Annotated in this window: 12 protein-coding genes and 1 pseudogene; 7 read left to right on the forward strand and 6 right to left on the reverse strand. The window is 44.0% G+C overall.

Features of this window, described 5'->3' with window-relative positions; translation table 11 throughout:
• From V7K56_RS36495 to V7K56_RS36505, 3 genes are all read left to right on the forward strand, one after another.
• On the forward strand, positions 1-1,050 hold a 1,050-nt coding region (locus V7K56_RS36495), incomplete at its 5' end, for a HEAT repeat domain-containing protein (RefSeq protein WP_334919009.1).
• Between the two features lie 124 nt (positions 1,051-1,174).
• Positions 1,175-1,363: a hypothetical protein gene (locus tag V7K56_RS36500; protein WP_334919011.1), complete on the forward strand. Its 189-nt coding sequence runs from the start codon at positions 1,175-1,177 to the stop codon at positions 1,361-1,363.
• A gap of 335 nt (positions 1,364-1,698) precedes the next feature.
• On the forward strand, positions 1,699-1,911 hold the full coding sequence (locus V7K56_RS36505) for a type II toxin-antitoxin system HicB family antitoxin (RefSeq protein ID WP_334919013.1): 213 nt from the start codon (positions 1,699-1,701) through the stop codon (positions 1,909-1,911).
• Between the two features lie 95 nt (positions 1,912-2,006).
• Here the strand turns inward: V7K56_RS36505 and V7K56_RS36510 are convergent, their stop codons facing one another.
• The gene (locus tag V7K56_RS36510; RefSeq protein WP_334919015.1) at positions 2,007-4,163 is read right to left on the reverse strand and encodes a polyribonucleotide nucleotidyltransferase; all 2,157 of its coding nucleotides are present in this window, start codon (positions 4,161-4,163) and stop codon (positions 2,007-2,009) included.
• A gap of 101 nt (positions 4,164-4,264) precedes the next feature.
• Positions 4,265-4,810, reverse strand: a complete 546-nt coding sequence (locus tag V7K56_RS36515; RefSeq protein ID WP_334919031.1) for a GNAT family N-acetyltransferase — start codon at positions 4,808-4,810, stop codon at positions 4,265-4,267.
• A gap of 140 nt (positions 4,811-4,950) precedes the next feature.
• On the opposite strand from V7K56_RS36515, the gene V7K56_RS36520 reads away from it, so the two are divergent.
• The 4 genes from V7K56_RS36520 to V7K56_RS36535 all read left to right on the forward strand — a co-directional run bounded on the left by V7K56_RS36520 (position 4,951) and on the right by V7K56_RS36535 (position 12,612).
• Complete coding sequence (locus tag V7K56_RS36520) at positions 4,951-8,295, forward strand: DEAD/DEAH box helicase (protein WP_334919017.1); 3,345 nt, start codon at positions 4,951-4,953, stop codon at positions 8,293-8,295.
• A 183-nt stretch (positions 8,296-8,478) separates the two neighbouring features.
• A complete protein-coding gene (locus V7K56_RS36525) occupies positions 8,479-9,243 on the forward strand; it encodes a toll/interleukin-1 receptor domain-containing protein (protein WP_334919019.1) in 765 nt (254 codons plus the stop codon).
• A gap of 136 nt (positions 9,244-9,379) precedes the next feature.
• Positions 9,380-11,596: a tetratricopeptide repeat protein gene (locus V7K56_RS36530; protein ID WP_334919021.1), complete on the forward strand. Its 2,217-nt coding sequence runs from the start codon at positions 9,380-9,382 to the stop codon at positions 11,594-11,596.
• 176 nt (positions 11,597-11,772) lie between these two features.
• Complete coding sequence (locus V7K56_RS36535; RefSeq protein ID WP_334919023.1) at positions 11,773-12,612, forward strand: SWIM zinc finger family protein; 840 nt, start codon at positions 11,773-11,775, stop codon at positions 12,610-12,612.
• A 39-nt stretch (positions 12,613-12,651) separates the two neighbouring features.
• Here the strand turns inward: V7K56_RS36535 and V7K56_RS36540 are convergent, their stop codons facing one another.
• The 4 genes and pseudogenes from V7K56_RS36540 to V7K56_RS36555 form a co-directional block, all read right to left on the reverse strand.
• Complete coding sequence (locus V7K56_RS36540; RefSeq protein ID WP_334919025.1) at positions 12,652-13,290, reverse strand: Uma2 family endonuclease; 639 nt, start codon at positions 13,288-13,290, stop codon at positions 12,652-12,654.
• A gap of 21 nt (positions 13,291-13,311) precedes the next feature.
• Positions 13,312-13,497 carry a PCP reductase family protein gene (locus V7K56_RS36545; protein WP_334919027.1) on the reverse strand — a complete coding sequence of 62 codons (186 nt, stop codon included), beginning with the start codon at positions 13,495-13,497 and terminating at the stop codon, positions 13,312-13,314.
• A 130-nt stretch (positions 13,498-13,627) separates the two neighbouring features.
• Positions 13,628-15,019 (reverse strand): photosystem II reaction center protein CP43, encoded by a 1,392-nt coding sequence (gene psbC, locus V7K56_RS36550; protein WP_334919029.1) that lies wholly within the window; start codon positions 15,017-15,019, stop codon positions 13,628-13,630.
• A pseudogene (locus tag V7K56_RS36555) lies at positions 15,003-15,203 on the reverse strand (photosystem II D2 protein (photosystem q(a) protein)); the annotation flags it as partial. The gene psbC and the pseudogene V7K56_RS36555, both read right to left, overlap by 17 nt.

Here is a 15,203-nt window from a genome sequence, read left to right on the forward strand (position 1 = left end):
TTCAAAGATGACCCGGACACCCGCTCGATTCTCAAAGACCGCGCCACTGCTGATAATGATGGGGATGTGCGACGTATAGCCATCGAAGCATTAGCTAGCAATTTCAAAGATGACCCGGACACCCGCTCGATTCTCAAAGACCGCGCCACTGCTGATAATGATGGGGATGTGCGACGTATAGCCATCGAAGCATTAGCTAGCAATTTCAAAGATGACCCAAATACCCGCTTGATTCTCAAAGACTGCGCCATTGCTAATAATCAACGGGATGTGCGATATGCAGCCATGCAAGCATTAGCCAGCAATTTTAAAGAAGACCCGGACACATGCTCGATTCTCAAAGACCGCGCCACTGCTGATAATCAATGGTATGTGCGACGTGCAGCTATCGAAGCATTAGCCAGCGATTTTAAAGAAGACCCGGACACCCGCTCGATTCTCAAAGACCGCGCCACTGCTGATAATCAAGAGGATGTGCGAGGTGCAGCCATTCAATTATTAGCTAGCAATTTCAAAGAAGACCCGGACACCCGCTTGTTTCTCAAAGGACGCGCCACTGCTGATCATGAAGAGTATGTGCAATATGCAGCCATTCAATTATTAGCCAGCAATTTCCCAGATGACCCGGATACCCGCTTGTTTCTCAAAGACCGCGCCACTGCTGATAATCAAGGGAATGTGCGACATGCAGCCATCCAAGCATTAGCCAGCAATTTCAAAGATGACCCTGACACGCGCTCGATTCTTAAAGACCGCGCCACTGCTGATAATCAATGGTATGTGCGATATGTAGCCATCCAAGCATTAGCCAAATACTTCAGATATCAGCCTGAATTGTTTGAAATTTACTACAACTGCGCTGTTAATGATCCCTTTAAGCGTAAGCGAGACTATGAAACCAATCCTCGGCGCGTTGCACTAGAGATAATTATCAAGCAATTTCCTCAGCATCCCCAGACTTTACCACTGTTGCGCGATAAAGCAGCGAATGACCCAGATGAAGAAGTGCGAGAGTTTGCTCAAGAGAAGTTGGCAGAATTAGAGAAGTAAAAGAGTTTCAAAAATATGAACAACACAGAAGTTCGTTAACAAATCAACCAATATCTAGATGGCTTGTCTTCAGAACGCGATGCCATTGGTGTCAAGTTAAGGCAGAAGCCCAAATGTCAAAGGTATGTTCATTGAATTCGGGCAGCGGTTTATTGAATTCGGGCAGTCGTTCATCGAATTCGGGCAGCCGTTTATTGAATTCGGGCAGCCGTTTATTGAATTCGGGATGTCGTTTATTGAATTCGGGCAGTCGTTTATTGAATTCGGGGTGTCGTTTATTGAATTTGGGGTGTCGTTTATTGAATTCGGGTAGCCGTTTATTATTTTTGTTCAATTTTAATTTGAGTCGGATAAAACCTAAACACAAAAAGACTTTTCATCCAGTCCCCAGTCCCTAGCTATACTAGTTGACCCCAGTGATTTCATCTTAACTTGACACCTATGGCAAGATGCCCACCCCACAAGAGATTTATTTTTTGAAGGATGCAAATTAAAATATTTTTAGCTTATTAAACCTCTCAAAGGTAATTTTGCAGGCTACTATCGCGATCGCATTGGTGAATATCACGTTATTTACCGAATCGATGATGAAACCAATTAGCTTATTGTCACCACTATTGCTCATCGCCGAGACGTGTATGAATAAATATGAAATATACAATCGTTATTCAGTGGTCTGATGAAGATGAGTGTTTTGTTGTGAGTCTTCCTGAATGGGGAGAGTTTTGTCATACTCACGGAGATACTTACGAAGAAGCTTTCAAAAATGCTCAAGAAGTTTTAGAAATGCTGATTGAATCATCCTTAGCTGACGATCAACCTCTACCTGAGCCAAAAACACTAGAAAAGTCGTTAAAATAATTCGTAATTTATCAAATTAGAGAAGCATACGGCGATGCCTTCACGATAGGCATCGCGGATTTTAGATTTAATCTAATCTAAAATCCCAAATCGAGTTACCGATTCACCGCCGCAGCTTCTCTTGCTGCTGTTGCTTGATCTGGGTGAATACCCAAGCGGGTGAGATTAATCCGACCTTTGTTATCAATTTCGCGCACTTTGATAATCACTTCATCGCCCACCGCTACTTCATCCTCAACTTTGCCAACGCGGTAGTCAGCTAGTTGAGAAATGTGGATCATGCCTTCTTTTCCAGGCAAAAATTCCACAAATGCACCTATTGGTATAATCCGAGTAATGCGTCCTGCGTAGACATCCCCTTCGTGCAACTTGCGGGTCATGCCTTGGATGATATTTCTAGCTCTCTTGGCCTTGTTCTCATCCACAGCGGAAATTGTCACGGTGCCATCATCTTCGATGTCAATTTTTGCACCAGTTTCCTCTGTGATCCCTTTAATAGTCTTGCCTCCAGGCCCGATGACCAAACCAATCATGTCTGAATCAATCTTGATTGTTAACAGACGTGGAGCATAAGGTGAGGTTTCAGTCCGTGGTGTGTCAATGCAGGCGAGCATTTTTTCCAGAATGTGCAACCGGGCTGCTTTAGCTTGGTGAACGGCTTGGGCAATAACCTCCAAAGACAAACCGGAGATTTTCATATCCATCTGCAAGGCGGTAATCCCGGTATCCGTTCCGGCAACTTTGAAGTCCATGTCGCCCAAAAAGTCTTCGATGCCTTGGATATCGGTCAGAACTCGTACTTCGTCCCCTTCTTTAATCAGACCCATTGCCGCGCCACTGACGGGTTTGAGAATTGGTACACCAGCATCCATCAGGGCGAGGGTGGAACCGCAGACTGAACCCATTGAGGTGGAACCGTTGGAGGAAAGTACTTCCGATACAATGCGAATTACGTAGGGAAATTGTTCTTTGGACGGGATCACAGGTAGTAGCGATCGCTCTGCTAATGCCCCGTGACCAATTTCACGCCTTCCTGGGGCCCGCATTGGCTTGGTTTCCCCGACTGAGAACGGCGGGAAGTTATAATGATGCAGGTAACGCTTGTGCTGATCTAGCTGCATGTCATCGTTGAGGTTTTGAGCATCCCCAGGTGTACCTAGAGTACAAGTGGATAATACCTGAGTTAGTTCCCGGTTAAATAAACCGCTGCCGTGGACTCGCTTTGGTAAGACATCAACTAAACAAGAAACCGGACGCACTTGATCGAGTTTACGACCATCAACGCGAACGTTATCTTCGATGATTTGTCGCCGCATGAAGTATTTAGTAATATCTTTAAAAGTGTTACCAAGTGCCTTCTTATTTACAGTTGCGGCAACTCGAATCGGATCTTCTTCTGGCAGTTCAGTAATCGTCGCGACAATTTCATCTTTGACGATATCTAAAGCTGCATCGCGTTCGGGTTTGGTGAAACTAAATTGAGACAGGATTTTCTTAATCTCGCCGCTAGCGCGATCGCGGATATAATTTTCTAGCGTTTGGTCTACTTCTGGTGGTGCTTCTTGCACTATTACTAGACCCAGTTCGGCGATTAAATCTTGCTGCGCTTTGATTAAGTCCCGCACCGCTTCATAACCAAAGTCAATCGCCTCAAGAATATCTCGCTCTGGCAATTGATTAGCTCCCGCTTCCACCATAATCACGCCATCTGGTGAACCTGCTACTACCAGATCCAAATCTCCAGCTTCAGTTTCTGCATAAGTGGGGTTAATAATGAAATCATCTCCCACTAAACCAACCCGCACTGCTGCCATTGGCCCATTAAAAGGAATCTGGGCAATTAGGGTAGCGATGGAAGCGCCTGTAACTGCTAACACATCGGGTGGAACTAACTCGTCCATTGACAGCGTTAAGGCAATAATTTGCAAGTCATCCCGCAACCATGAGGGGAACAAGGGACGCATGGGACGGTCTATAAGACGGCTGGTGAGAATTGTTTTTTCTGGTGGACGACCTTCGCGCCGCATGATCCCGCCAGGAATCCTACCAGCGGCATATAGCCTTTCTTCATAATCTACAGTCAAGGGAAGAAAATCAATGCCTTCTCTAGCTTGCGATCGCGTAGCCGTCACTAAAACGGATGTGTCCCCTGATTCTATCAAAACCGACCCACCTGCCTGGGGAGCTAGTAAGCCTACTTTCAGTCGAATATCCCTTCCATCGAAGGATATTGACTTATCAACTTCTGCCATTCAGTTTTTTTTCCTTCTCTTTCGCTATTCTCTTTCTGTGGCAATCCTAACATTTATGCTTTATGGCTGACTTCTAGTACATACAAAGATAGACAAGTCGTTTAATGCAAAGTGTGATACAAGATTAGCGCATCTACTACCTGCCCATTCTCTAGCTTCGCTGCACCCGGAATTTGCCCAATAATCTCAAATCCTAACGACTGCCAAAGTGTAATTGAAGGTATATTAGTCTCAAAGACCAAATTAAACATCACTGCTTCGTAGCCCAGGTTTGCTGCTATCGAAAGCATAGCTTCTCCCATGAACCGTCCTAAACCCTGACCGCGTAATCCAGGTTGTACAATAAAACCAGCGTTGCAAATATGGCTACACCGACCGGGAAAGTTTGGCTTTAAATAAAACGCCCCTAATATTTCTTTTGGCTTATGTGTAGGATCTACAACAGATGTCCTGACAACAAAGGCATCCTTGCTTAACCAGTAAGCTGAAAATTCTGTTAAAGAGAGAGGTTGCTTTTGGGGATAAGTTTTTCCTTCAACAATTACAACATTGAGTAATGATCTTACAACCTCTTGTTCTTGAGGATGCATATAATCTAGTTCCACTAATATTCCATTTTTTAAGACTTTAATTAGGGGAAAATTCATCATTAACAATGTTTATGGAGAAAAATTACTGAAGTCTTTATTATATGCAAGTTTGGGTAAATTCTTCTTAATAAGATGTAAAAAGTAGAATGTTTGCAATTGTAATTATTGAATTTTGGGAAAATCTGAGTAATTAGCAAATGGCGATTTTACACTGTAATTGGTTACTAAAAAATCAAAATGGTTGTTTATTTATTTGGGGGGAAACTTGGCGATCGCCACGAGTGAATTTCGAGTCTAGTGGATCTGGAGATATAGCACTACATCCATTGGCAATGACATCACTTGAGTTGAGTGAGTGGTTGCGTTCGCAAAATATGGCAATTACTAACTTCATTCAGCAATCTCAAGTTACGATGCCCGCGGCAGGCAAAGCGATCGCGACTACTGGACGAACGCGCAAAGCCGCCAGTGCCACTGAGATTACTTTGCCAACAAATTCACAAATAATTGCCCTACCAACTTATATCCCAGAAGATATTAACGAAGGAACAACAGCGATTTTTCCTGTACATTCTGCTAGCTTAGGGCTAGACACAGACTCCCCGCAATATTTGCAACCTTGGCGAGTTGAAGGTTTTTGTCTCAACCCCAGCGAAGCAGTAAAATTTCTCGCTGCTGTTCCCCTAAATGCTGCTAAAGGGGAAGATGCCTTTTTGGGTGGAGATTTACGCTTTTGGTCACAGATTGCCCGTTGGAATTTAGATTTAATCTCACGGTGTAAGTTTTTACCAACAATTGACCGACAATCAGATGGTGCATTTGCAGCTAAATGGCAAGTACTTCTAGATAGTTCTGTAGATGGAACCCGCCTAGAAAAATTTTCTGCGAATATGCCGTTGGTTTGTCGTACTTATCAGGAGGGATTGGGGACTGAGGAGTGGAGAGTGGGTGGACAAGGGGACAAGGGGGACAAGGGGACAAGGGGAGAAAATAATCATGCCCAATGCCCAATATATATAAACTTCCCCGTCGAACCTCAAGAATTACTTTTGGGATTTCTCAACAGTACGATAGATGCCCAAGTGCGAGAAATGGTAGGTTCTCAACCTCCAATTGAAGCTAAGGCGATCGCATCTTTACCTGGTGGGGTGCAACAGTGGTTGCCAGCTTTAACTACTGCATCTGGTACAGTTAATGCAGATGCACTTGAAGTAGAACGACTGGAAGCGGCACTGAAGGCTTGGACTATGCCGCTACAATACCAGTTAACTCTTAAAACTCTATTTCGTACCTGTTTTCAACTGCGTTCTCCAGAGTCTGGCAAAACAGATTGGACATTGGTGTATTTTTTGCAAGCCGCTGACGATCCAGAGTTTTTAGTAGATGCGGCAACTATTTGGAACAATCCAGTTGAAAGATTGGTTTATGAAAATCGGACAATTGATCAACCACAAGAAACATTTTTGCGAGGTTTGGGGGTAGCTTCCAGATTATATCCAGCGATGTCTGGCGATAAGGCGCAAAGCGCCTACGCACCCAGTTTAGAAACCGAATATCCCCACTCTTCTCGTCTTACCCCCATCCAAGCTTATGAATTTATCAAAGCTGTAGCTTGGAGGTTGGAAGACAGTGGTTTGGGAGTAATTTTGCCTCCCAGTTTGGCGAACCGTGAAGGATGGGCAAACCGTTTGGGTTTAAAAATTACTGCCGAAACCCCAAAGGGAAAGCAGGGACGCTTAGGGTTGCAGAGTCTACTAAATTTCCAATGGCAATTGGCAATTGGTGGACAGACTATTTCCAAAGCCGAGTTTGATAAACTTGTGGCTTTAAATAGTCCGCTAGTGGAAATTAACGGTGAGTGGGTAGAATTGCGACCCCAAGATATCAAGACAGCCCAAACTTTTTTTACCACTCGCAAAGACCAAATGGCCCTTTCCCTGGAAGATGCCTTGCGTTTCAGTACAGGGGATACTCAGGTAATTGAAAAGTTACCAGTGGTCAGCTTTGATGCCTCTGGGGCATTGCAAGAGTTGATTGGGACGTTAACCAATAATCAAGCGATCGCACCTTTACCCACACCAACAGGCTTTAAAGGGCAGTTGCGACCTTATCAAGAACGTGGTGCTGCTTGGCTGTCATTCTTAGAACGTTGGGGCTTGGGTGCGTGTCTTGCAGACGACATGGGACTCGGTAAAACTATTCAGTTTATTGCTTTTCTGCTACATTTAAAAGAACAGGATGTACTAGAAAATCCAACACTGCTAGTTTGTCCAACTTCGGTTTTAGGCAACTGGGAAAGGGAAGTCAATAAATTTGCGCCAAGCCTGAAAATTTTGCAATATCACGGTGAAAAACGCCCAAAAGGAAAAGCATTTTTAGAAGCTGTAAAAAAACACGATTTAATTGTTACCAGCTACTCACTGCTTCATCGAGATATCAAGTCATTGCAAAGTGTCTCTTGGCAGATAATTGTTTTAGATGAAGCCCAGAATGTGAAAAATCCAGAGGCGAAGCAGTCAAAAGCAGTACGCCAATTAGAAGCTACATTCCGAATTGCGTTGACCGGGACACCAGTAGAAAATAGACTGCAAGAATTATGGTCTATTTTGGATTTTCTGAATCCAGGATATTTAGGCAATCGGCAATTTTTCCAGCGGCGATTTGCCATGCCAATTGAAAAGTATGGTGATACAGCTTCTTTAACTCAGTTACGTTCATTAGTTCAACCATTTATACTGCGGCGATTGAAAAGCGATCGCGACATCATTCAAGACTTGCCAGATAAGCAAGAAATGACCGTATTTTGCGGTCTGACTAGCGAACAAGCCGCACTTTATCAAGAAGTTGTAGAACAATCTTTAGTAGAGATAGAATCTGCTGAAGGCTTGCAACGTCGGGGAATGATTTTGGCTTTACTAATCAAACTCAAACAAATCTGCAATCACCCAGCCCAATACTTGAAACAGGCAACATTAGAGCAACATAATTCAGCCAAACTTCTGCGGCTAGAAGAAATGTTAGAAGAAGTTTTAGCAGAAAGCGATCGCGCTTTAATTTTCACACAGTTTGCTGAGTGGGGTAAATTACTTAAACCCTATTTAGAAAAACAGTTAGGGCGAGAAATATTCTTTTTATATGGCAGCACCAGCAAAAAACAACGTGAGGAAATGATTGACCGTTTTCAACACGATCCTCAAGGGCCACCAATTATGATTCTTTCTTTGAAAGCGGGTGGAGTCGGACTGAATTTAACACGAGCAAATCATGTATTCCACTTTGATAGATGGTGGAACCCAGCCGTAGAAAATCAAGCTACAGATAGAGTATTTCGGATTGGTCAAACTCGGAATGTGCAAGTACATAAATTTGTTTGCACTGGTACTTTAGAAGAAAAAATTCATGACATGATTGAAAGTAAAAAACAATTGGCTGAACAAGTTGTGGGTGCTGGTGAAGAATGGTTGACTGAACTGGATACAGACCAACTTCGCAACTTACTAATACTTGACCGTAATGCTGTCATTGACGAAGATGAAGGATAATTTCGTAGTGTTAATTTAATTGTATTAACTATGTCACGCTACTACAAAATTATATTTGTTTATATGCACTAGACTTATTGCATAAATATTTTTTGACCTGATGCAGAGGCACAAATAAATAGTTAAAAATCGATACTTTTACAAAGTCTCTATTAAAATTTTTTCTTTAAAAGTTTCTTAGATATGGATGATCAAGAAGCACTACAGAAAACTCTCAACCGCACTCGTCGCGCCCTCCAAATATTAGAAGAACAAAAAGCTGGTTTTGGGATTCGAGTTCCAGTAGATTTGCAAATTGAACTGGAGGAAAAACAAAAAGAAGTCGCTAGCCTAGAGGCGCGATTAAGTCATCTTAAAAACAGCATCGGTAAAGTAGAGTCAGAAAGCAAACAAAAGGAAGTTTTTATCTCCTACACCTGGCGAGATAATCACAGCGAAACATTTGTACAACAGTTGGAGAAAGCATTTAAAGGAAAAGGCATTACAATCATTCGTGATAAAAATGCAATTGGCTACAAAGAACGATTTCAAGAATTCATGCAGCGATTGAGTCGTGGCAAATGTGTGATTGTGGTAATTAGCGACCAATATTTGAAGTCGGAAAATTGTATGTATGAACTAGTAGAAATTGCCAAAAATGGAAAACTTTATCACCGAATTTTTCCTATAGTTTTAGCAGATGCCAAAATTTATAAGCCTATTGAAAGAATTAAATATGTTGAGTATTGGGAAAAGCAAATTCAAGATTTAAATGACGCTATGAGAACAGTTAGCGCTGCTAATTTACAGGGATTTCGAGAAGAAATTGACCTATATACTGAAATTCGTAATATGTTTGCTAATCTCATAAACCTGCTGAAGGATATGAATACTCTGACGGAAGAGATTCATATACAATCAGATTTTGAGGCACTGCTCAAAGCGATCGCAGAAAGTTTAGATGAGTAAGCTAAGAGCGAATGTACGCAGCGTCTGCCAAAGGCGATCGCCCTCAATGATTCGGGAAAAGTGGATATCTTGTTGTTCCTCCTGCCCTTTGCCTTTTTTCAACTGCAAATCCTGAGATTTATTTTTATCAAATCCTATGGATAATCAAGAAGTACTACAACGAACTCTCAACCGCGCTCGTCGCGCCCTCCAGATATTAGAGGAGGAAAAAGCTGGTTATGGAATTCGAGTTCCAGTGGATTTGCAGATCGAACTGGAGGATAAACAAAAAGAAGTCACAAGCTTAGAGGTGCGATTAAGCCTGTTACAGGGAAAGCGCTCAGAAAGTTTGCCTGATAACCTACCCCGCTATAACGATGTGTTTGTGGGACGCAAACAAGAAATCGCCCGTTGTTTGGAGGCACTATCACCAGAAGAACGCGGTTGGGGTGTGGTGATCGATGGTATTGGTGGTATGGGTAAAACGGCGTTGGCGCTGGAGGTAGCACACATAGCCCGTCAGCAAGCCTTATTTGATGCCTATCTGTTTGTTTCTGCCAAAACTACCTGGCTCTCAACTGAGGGAGTGCGGCCAGAAACCCTCGCCCTGTCTTCTCTCGATAGCTTCTGCCGGGAATTTGCCAAAAGATTAGGACAGGCAGATATTGTGAAAATGACTGATGCCACAGAACGCCGCCGCGCCCTTCTCGATGCCCTGCGGGGAAGGCGTACTCTGTTGATTTGGGACAACTTGGAAACGCTGAATACAGAAGAACGCGAGATGATTGCCGAGTTTTTGCGGAAACTGCCCACCCCCAACAAAGCTATCATCACCAGCCGCCACCGCACCGGGGAAAGCGCTGTCACCATCCGCTTAGATCGTCTCTTAGAGGCAGAAGCTTTGGAATTAATGACAGAGAAGGGAAAGTCGCACCCCCGTCTAGCCCAGGAACTAAACGCAACGAAGCCAGAGATATTGACCGCTTTATATGAAGCGTCTGGTGGCAATCCCCTAGCGCTGGATTGGACATTGGGACAGGTGGCACATAAAGGCTATTCCATAAGTGATGCCCTACAGCGGTTGCGTAATGCCGCCAAATCTCCCGATCTCTATGGGTTTCTATTTGCCGATGCTGCCGAAACTCTCTCTAGAAATGATCGCACAGTGTTGTCTGCCCTGGCTGTGTTCCTGACACCAGCAAAAACCGCAGCACTGGCAGATGCTACAGATTTAGTCATAACCGAGATTCAAGTTTCTTTAGAGCGGTTGGTAACACTATCTTTGGTGAATGATTTGGATGGAGAACGCTTTGGCCTGCACCCCCTCACCCGTACCTATATTCGGGCAGCTGTGAGCGGAACGGATACCATTGGGACTGCACCCCTAGCGAGTGGAATCCGGTTTGACTCTACTGCCCAACACAAAGTTCTGCGCTACTGGGTGGACTTTGCCCAGAAGTACGGGGGTTACAACAAAGACGCCTACAAAACCCATGACAAGCTGGAAGCCGAGTGGCAGAATCTAGAGGGCGTGGCTACAACCCTGCGGGAGATAGCAGGTATCCCTGGTGCATTGAAAGACCAACAAGCTGCCCAGATGCTCATCGATTTGGAAGACGCTTTGTCTAAATTCCTCTTCTTTCGAGGCTACTGGGATGAACACCTGCGCTTGGGTGAGTGGTGTTATCAGGCAGGAAAGGCGCTGAGTCAGTGGAGCAATGCTGGTTGGGGTGCCTATAGTGTTGCCTGGATTTACTACAATCGTGCAGAGACTGATAGGGCAGCAAGTTGGGCAGCTCAGATAGCAGAGGCAATGGAGCGGGGCGGTAGTCGTCGGGATAAGGCTATTGCAATTCGTTTGCAAGGATTGATTGCAGAACAACGCAAGGACTGGGCAGAGGCGGAGCGACTGCACCAGGAGGCATTAGCAATTTACCGAGAGTTAGAGAAAGAAGATGATGGAGCGATTGCCCTCAATGATCTGGGAAAAGTTGCACACTTGCAGGGACACTACGATCGCGCCGAGTCCTACTACAAGCAAGCATTGGCGATCGCTAAAAAGCTGGGTTTGAAACAAGAGGAAGCTTATATTTCTGGCAACTTGGGACTTCTAGCCATTGACTGCGATCGCCCTTCAGAAGCCCGCCCCTGGTACGAGCGTGAGTTAGCCCTGGCGCAGGAAGTGGGACGGCAAGACTTGGTAGCTTCTACTCAATCGGGGCTAGCGCAAGTTCTGGAGAAAGAGGAACGCTACACAGAGGCGTTACCGTTAGCACAGGCTGCCCTGGAAATCCGGGAGCGTCTGCGCGATCAAGACTTGGATTTTTCGCGCCAATTAGTTGAGCGGTTGCGGCGCAAGGCAGGGATGGAATAATTCGTAATTCGTAATTAATTCAAGGTTTCACGTCCCTGTGTTGTCCCAAACTTCCAATTTGTAGGCGTATATTTGTAAAACTAATATGCTCCAAACCATAAACGCTATAGTCTGAGGTAACTGTCACAAAACAAGATCAACCCATCTATTCCATAATTTTAAATTTTAAATAGATTATGACTAATTACACATTACAAGCAAGTCGAGAATGGTGGTCACAACAATGGCTAGATTTGCTAGATTCCTATCGCTTTAAAAAACGTTTAGAACGTGCGAGAAACTATGCTCGTCAAGGAAATGTTCTCAGCATCGAATTTAAAGGTGCAAAAGTATTGGCTAGGGTGCAAGGTAGTGAAGTAGAACCTTATAAAGTTTCCCTTTCCCTTGAACCATTTACCGATGAACAGTGGGGTTATGTAATTGAAACCATGTCTCAAAGAGCAATTTTTGCTGCCAAGCTACTAGCAGGAGAAATGCCACAAAATATAGAAGAAGTCTTCACGGCTAATGGTCTTTCGATATTTCCATTTACCCTTGCTGATGTCCAGAGTAAATGCTCTTGTCCTGATAAAGCAAATCCTTGTAAACACATTGGTGCTGTATACTATCAATTAGGCGATAGATTCAGTGAAGATCCCTTTGTACTATTTCAATTGCGCGGACGTTCTAAAGAGCAAATTATCAGCGATTTACGCCAATTACGTAGTGCCAAGATTCAACCCAGTAGTACCACAGAAACATTCGATATTCAACAGTCAATTCCTAATAACAAATACTCGGTAAAAATTGATTCTTTCTGGCAATACAATGAGCCATTAGAGTCATCATTGGTAGTGATTGCACCATCTAATAGTGAGACGATATTAGATGTATTAGGAGCGATTCCCCTAGCGAAAGAAGAGGAAAATGCAGTAAATTCAACTTCGAGTGATGTGGTAATGAAGTATTTGAATACCGTTTACAGAGATGTAGGCCAGAAGGCTGTTTTAGCAGCAATGAATGTAGGAGGAAGTTGATACTAATTCGTAATTATGAATTAGGTTGACTGGGTAGTTTCAATCTTTATCCTTCCCGCCTTCCCTTACCCATTCGTGCACTGCTCGACGAATTGCCCGTCTACCATCTGTCCGATTTTGCACAATCAGTTTCGGCAGATATCGAATTTCTAAAGTAGGAAATACTAAACTCTTCTCTGATTCGACATATTCCCCATTTTGCAAATGATAAATCTTGATTTTGCCGGAGTCATAACACCAAAGTTCTGGTACTCCCAAGCGGGCATAAATGGGAAAACGATTCAGGGACTTACTGGTAACATCAATTTCTAGTGCTAAATCAGGTGGTGGGTCTTGTCTCAAGTCCAGATCCAATCTACCCCGAATCACAGCTTCATTCTGGAAATAGAAGCAGTTATCTGACTCTACCCCTGCCATTCGGCTTTCTCGCTTCCAAGTAGTCGAGCCATAACTTTCATAGTCTAAATCCAGCACATCAGCGATTTCCTTGACCAAATCGCTAATTACCTCTTTGTAATGTTCGTGTTCAGGTAAAGGTGTGATAATTTCCAAAGTAGTGCGATCATAAGCTAACCGTGCTGCCCGATGCTCTCCCAAGTCTTTTAAAAGATTTTCAAACTGTTGCCAGCTAATGTCGTAAAGCATTACTCGGTCTGCTCGATTCTTAGCGACTGTCATTATTACGACCTCCAGAATGTTTTATTGTCCAAACTCAAGCCTAGCCTGTTCTACCAAATCAGCAGTCACAACATCTTGGCCTGCTTCACGAGCCAGCTGTTCAATTCTAGCTTTAGCTTGAGAACGGACAAAAAAGGGAATATTTTGTAACTTTTCCTTAGCTTCAGATGTCCATTGCAAAGCATCAATAAAATTGGAGTCGTTCATAGATTTAGTTATCTTGACAAGTCGCTCACTTTAATTAATAGATTACTAATTTTCTTATAAAAAAAGCCCTTGCTTTTACACAAGAGCCTCTAAATTATTTAGTTGTCAGTGATGAAATAAACTTTACAACCTAGTCAAGGTCGTCCATGAACATCACTGGCTCAGTATCACGGTTAATTCCTTTCTCAAAACCACCAGCCGCAGCCCGTGCGCGACCAGCGTGCCACAAGTGACCAACTAGGAAGAAGAATCCTAGTACGAAGTGAGAAGTAGACAACCAAGCGCGAGGAGATACGTAGTTGAAGGAGTTAATTTCGGTAGCCACACCACCTACAGAGTTCAAAGAACCTAGAGGAGCATGGGTCATGTATTCAGCAGCGCGACGAGCTTGCCAAGGCTGAATATCATTCTTGATTTTTTCCAAGTCAAGACCATTAGGGCCACGTAGAGGCTCCAACCAAGGGCCGCGGAAATCCCAGAAGCGCATGGTTTCACCACCGAAGATGATTTCACCAGTTGGAGAGCGCATCAGGTATTTACCTAAACCAGTAGGGCCTTGGGCAGAACCGACGTTAGCACCTAAGCGTTGGTCACGAATCAAGAAGGTCAAAGCTTGAGCTTGAGAAGCTTCTGGACCGGTAGGACCAAAGAATTCGCTTGGATAAACGGTATTGTTGAACCAAACAAAAATTGAGGCAATGAAGCCCATCAGCGAAAGAGCGCCCAAGCTGTAGGAGAGATAAGCCTCACCAGACCAGATAGATGCACGACGTGACCAAGCAAAAGGCTTGGTAAGAATGTGGTAAATACCGCCAGCAATTAAAATAAAGGCGATCCAAATGTGACCACCGACCACATCTTCTAAGTTATTGACGCTAACAATCCAACCTTCGCCACCAAAGGGAGACTTGATTAGATAACCGAAGATAACTGCTGGGTTCAATGTCGGATTGGTAATAATCCGAACATCACCACCACCTGGTGCCCAGGTGTCGTATAACCCACCAAAGAACATTGCCTTTAACACTAAAAGCAATGCACCGAATCCCAAAATAATCAGGTGGAACCCGATGATATTGGTCATCTTGTTCTTGTCTTTCCAGTCGTAACCAAAGAAAGAAGAATATTCTTCTAAGGTTTCTGGACCGCGAACGGCATGATAGATACCGCCAAAGCCAAGGACGGCTGAGGAAATCAGGTGGAGTACGCCGACAACAAAGTAGGGGAAGGTGTCGATGACTTCACCACCAGGACCAACACCCCAGCCCTGAGTGGCGAGGTGAGGTAACAGGATCAAGCCTTGCTCGTACATGGGCTTTTCAGGAATGAAGTGAGCGACTTCAAACAAAGTCATCGCTCCAGCCCAAAATACAATCAAACCAGCGTGGGCAACATGAGCACCCAGCAGTTTGCCAGATAGGTTGATTAAACGGGCATTACCAGACCACCAAGCAAATCCAGTGGATTCTTGGTCGCGTCCAGCACCGCCTAAGATATTTGGTCTATTAGAGAGCGTTACCACGTGGTAATACCTCCTCAGGGAATACAAATTGTTCGTGGGGTTGATCTTGAGGAGCCATCCAAGCACGGATACCCTCGTTGAGCAAAATATTTTTGGTATAGAAAGTTTCAAACTCTGGGTCTTCCGCCGCCCGTAATTCTTGGGAGACGAAATCATAAGCCCGCAGGTTCAGTGCTAAACCGAC

This window comes from Nostoc sp. (assembly GCF_036917535.1).
GTDB lineage: Bacteria > Cyanobacteriota > Cyanobacteriia > Cyanobacteriales > Nostocaceae > Nostoc.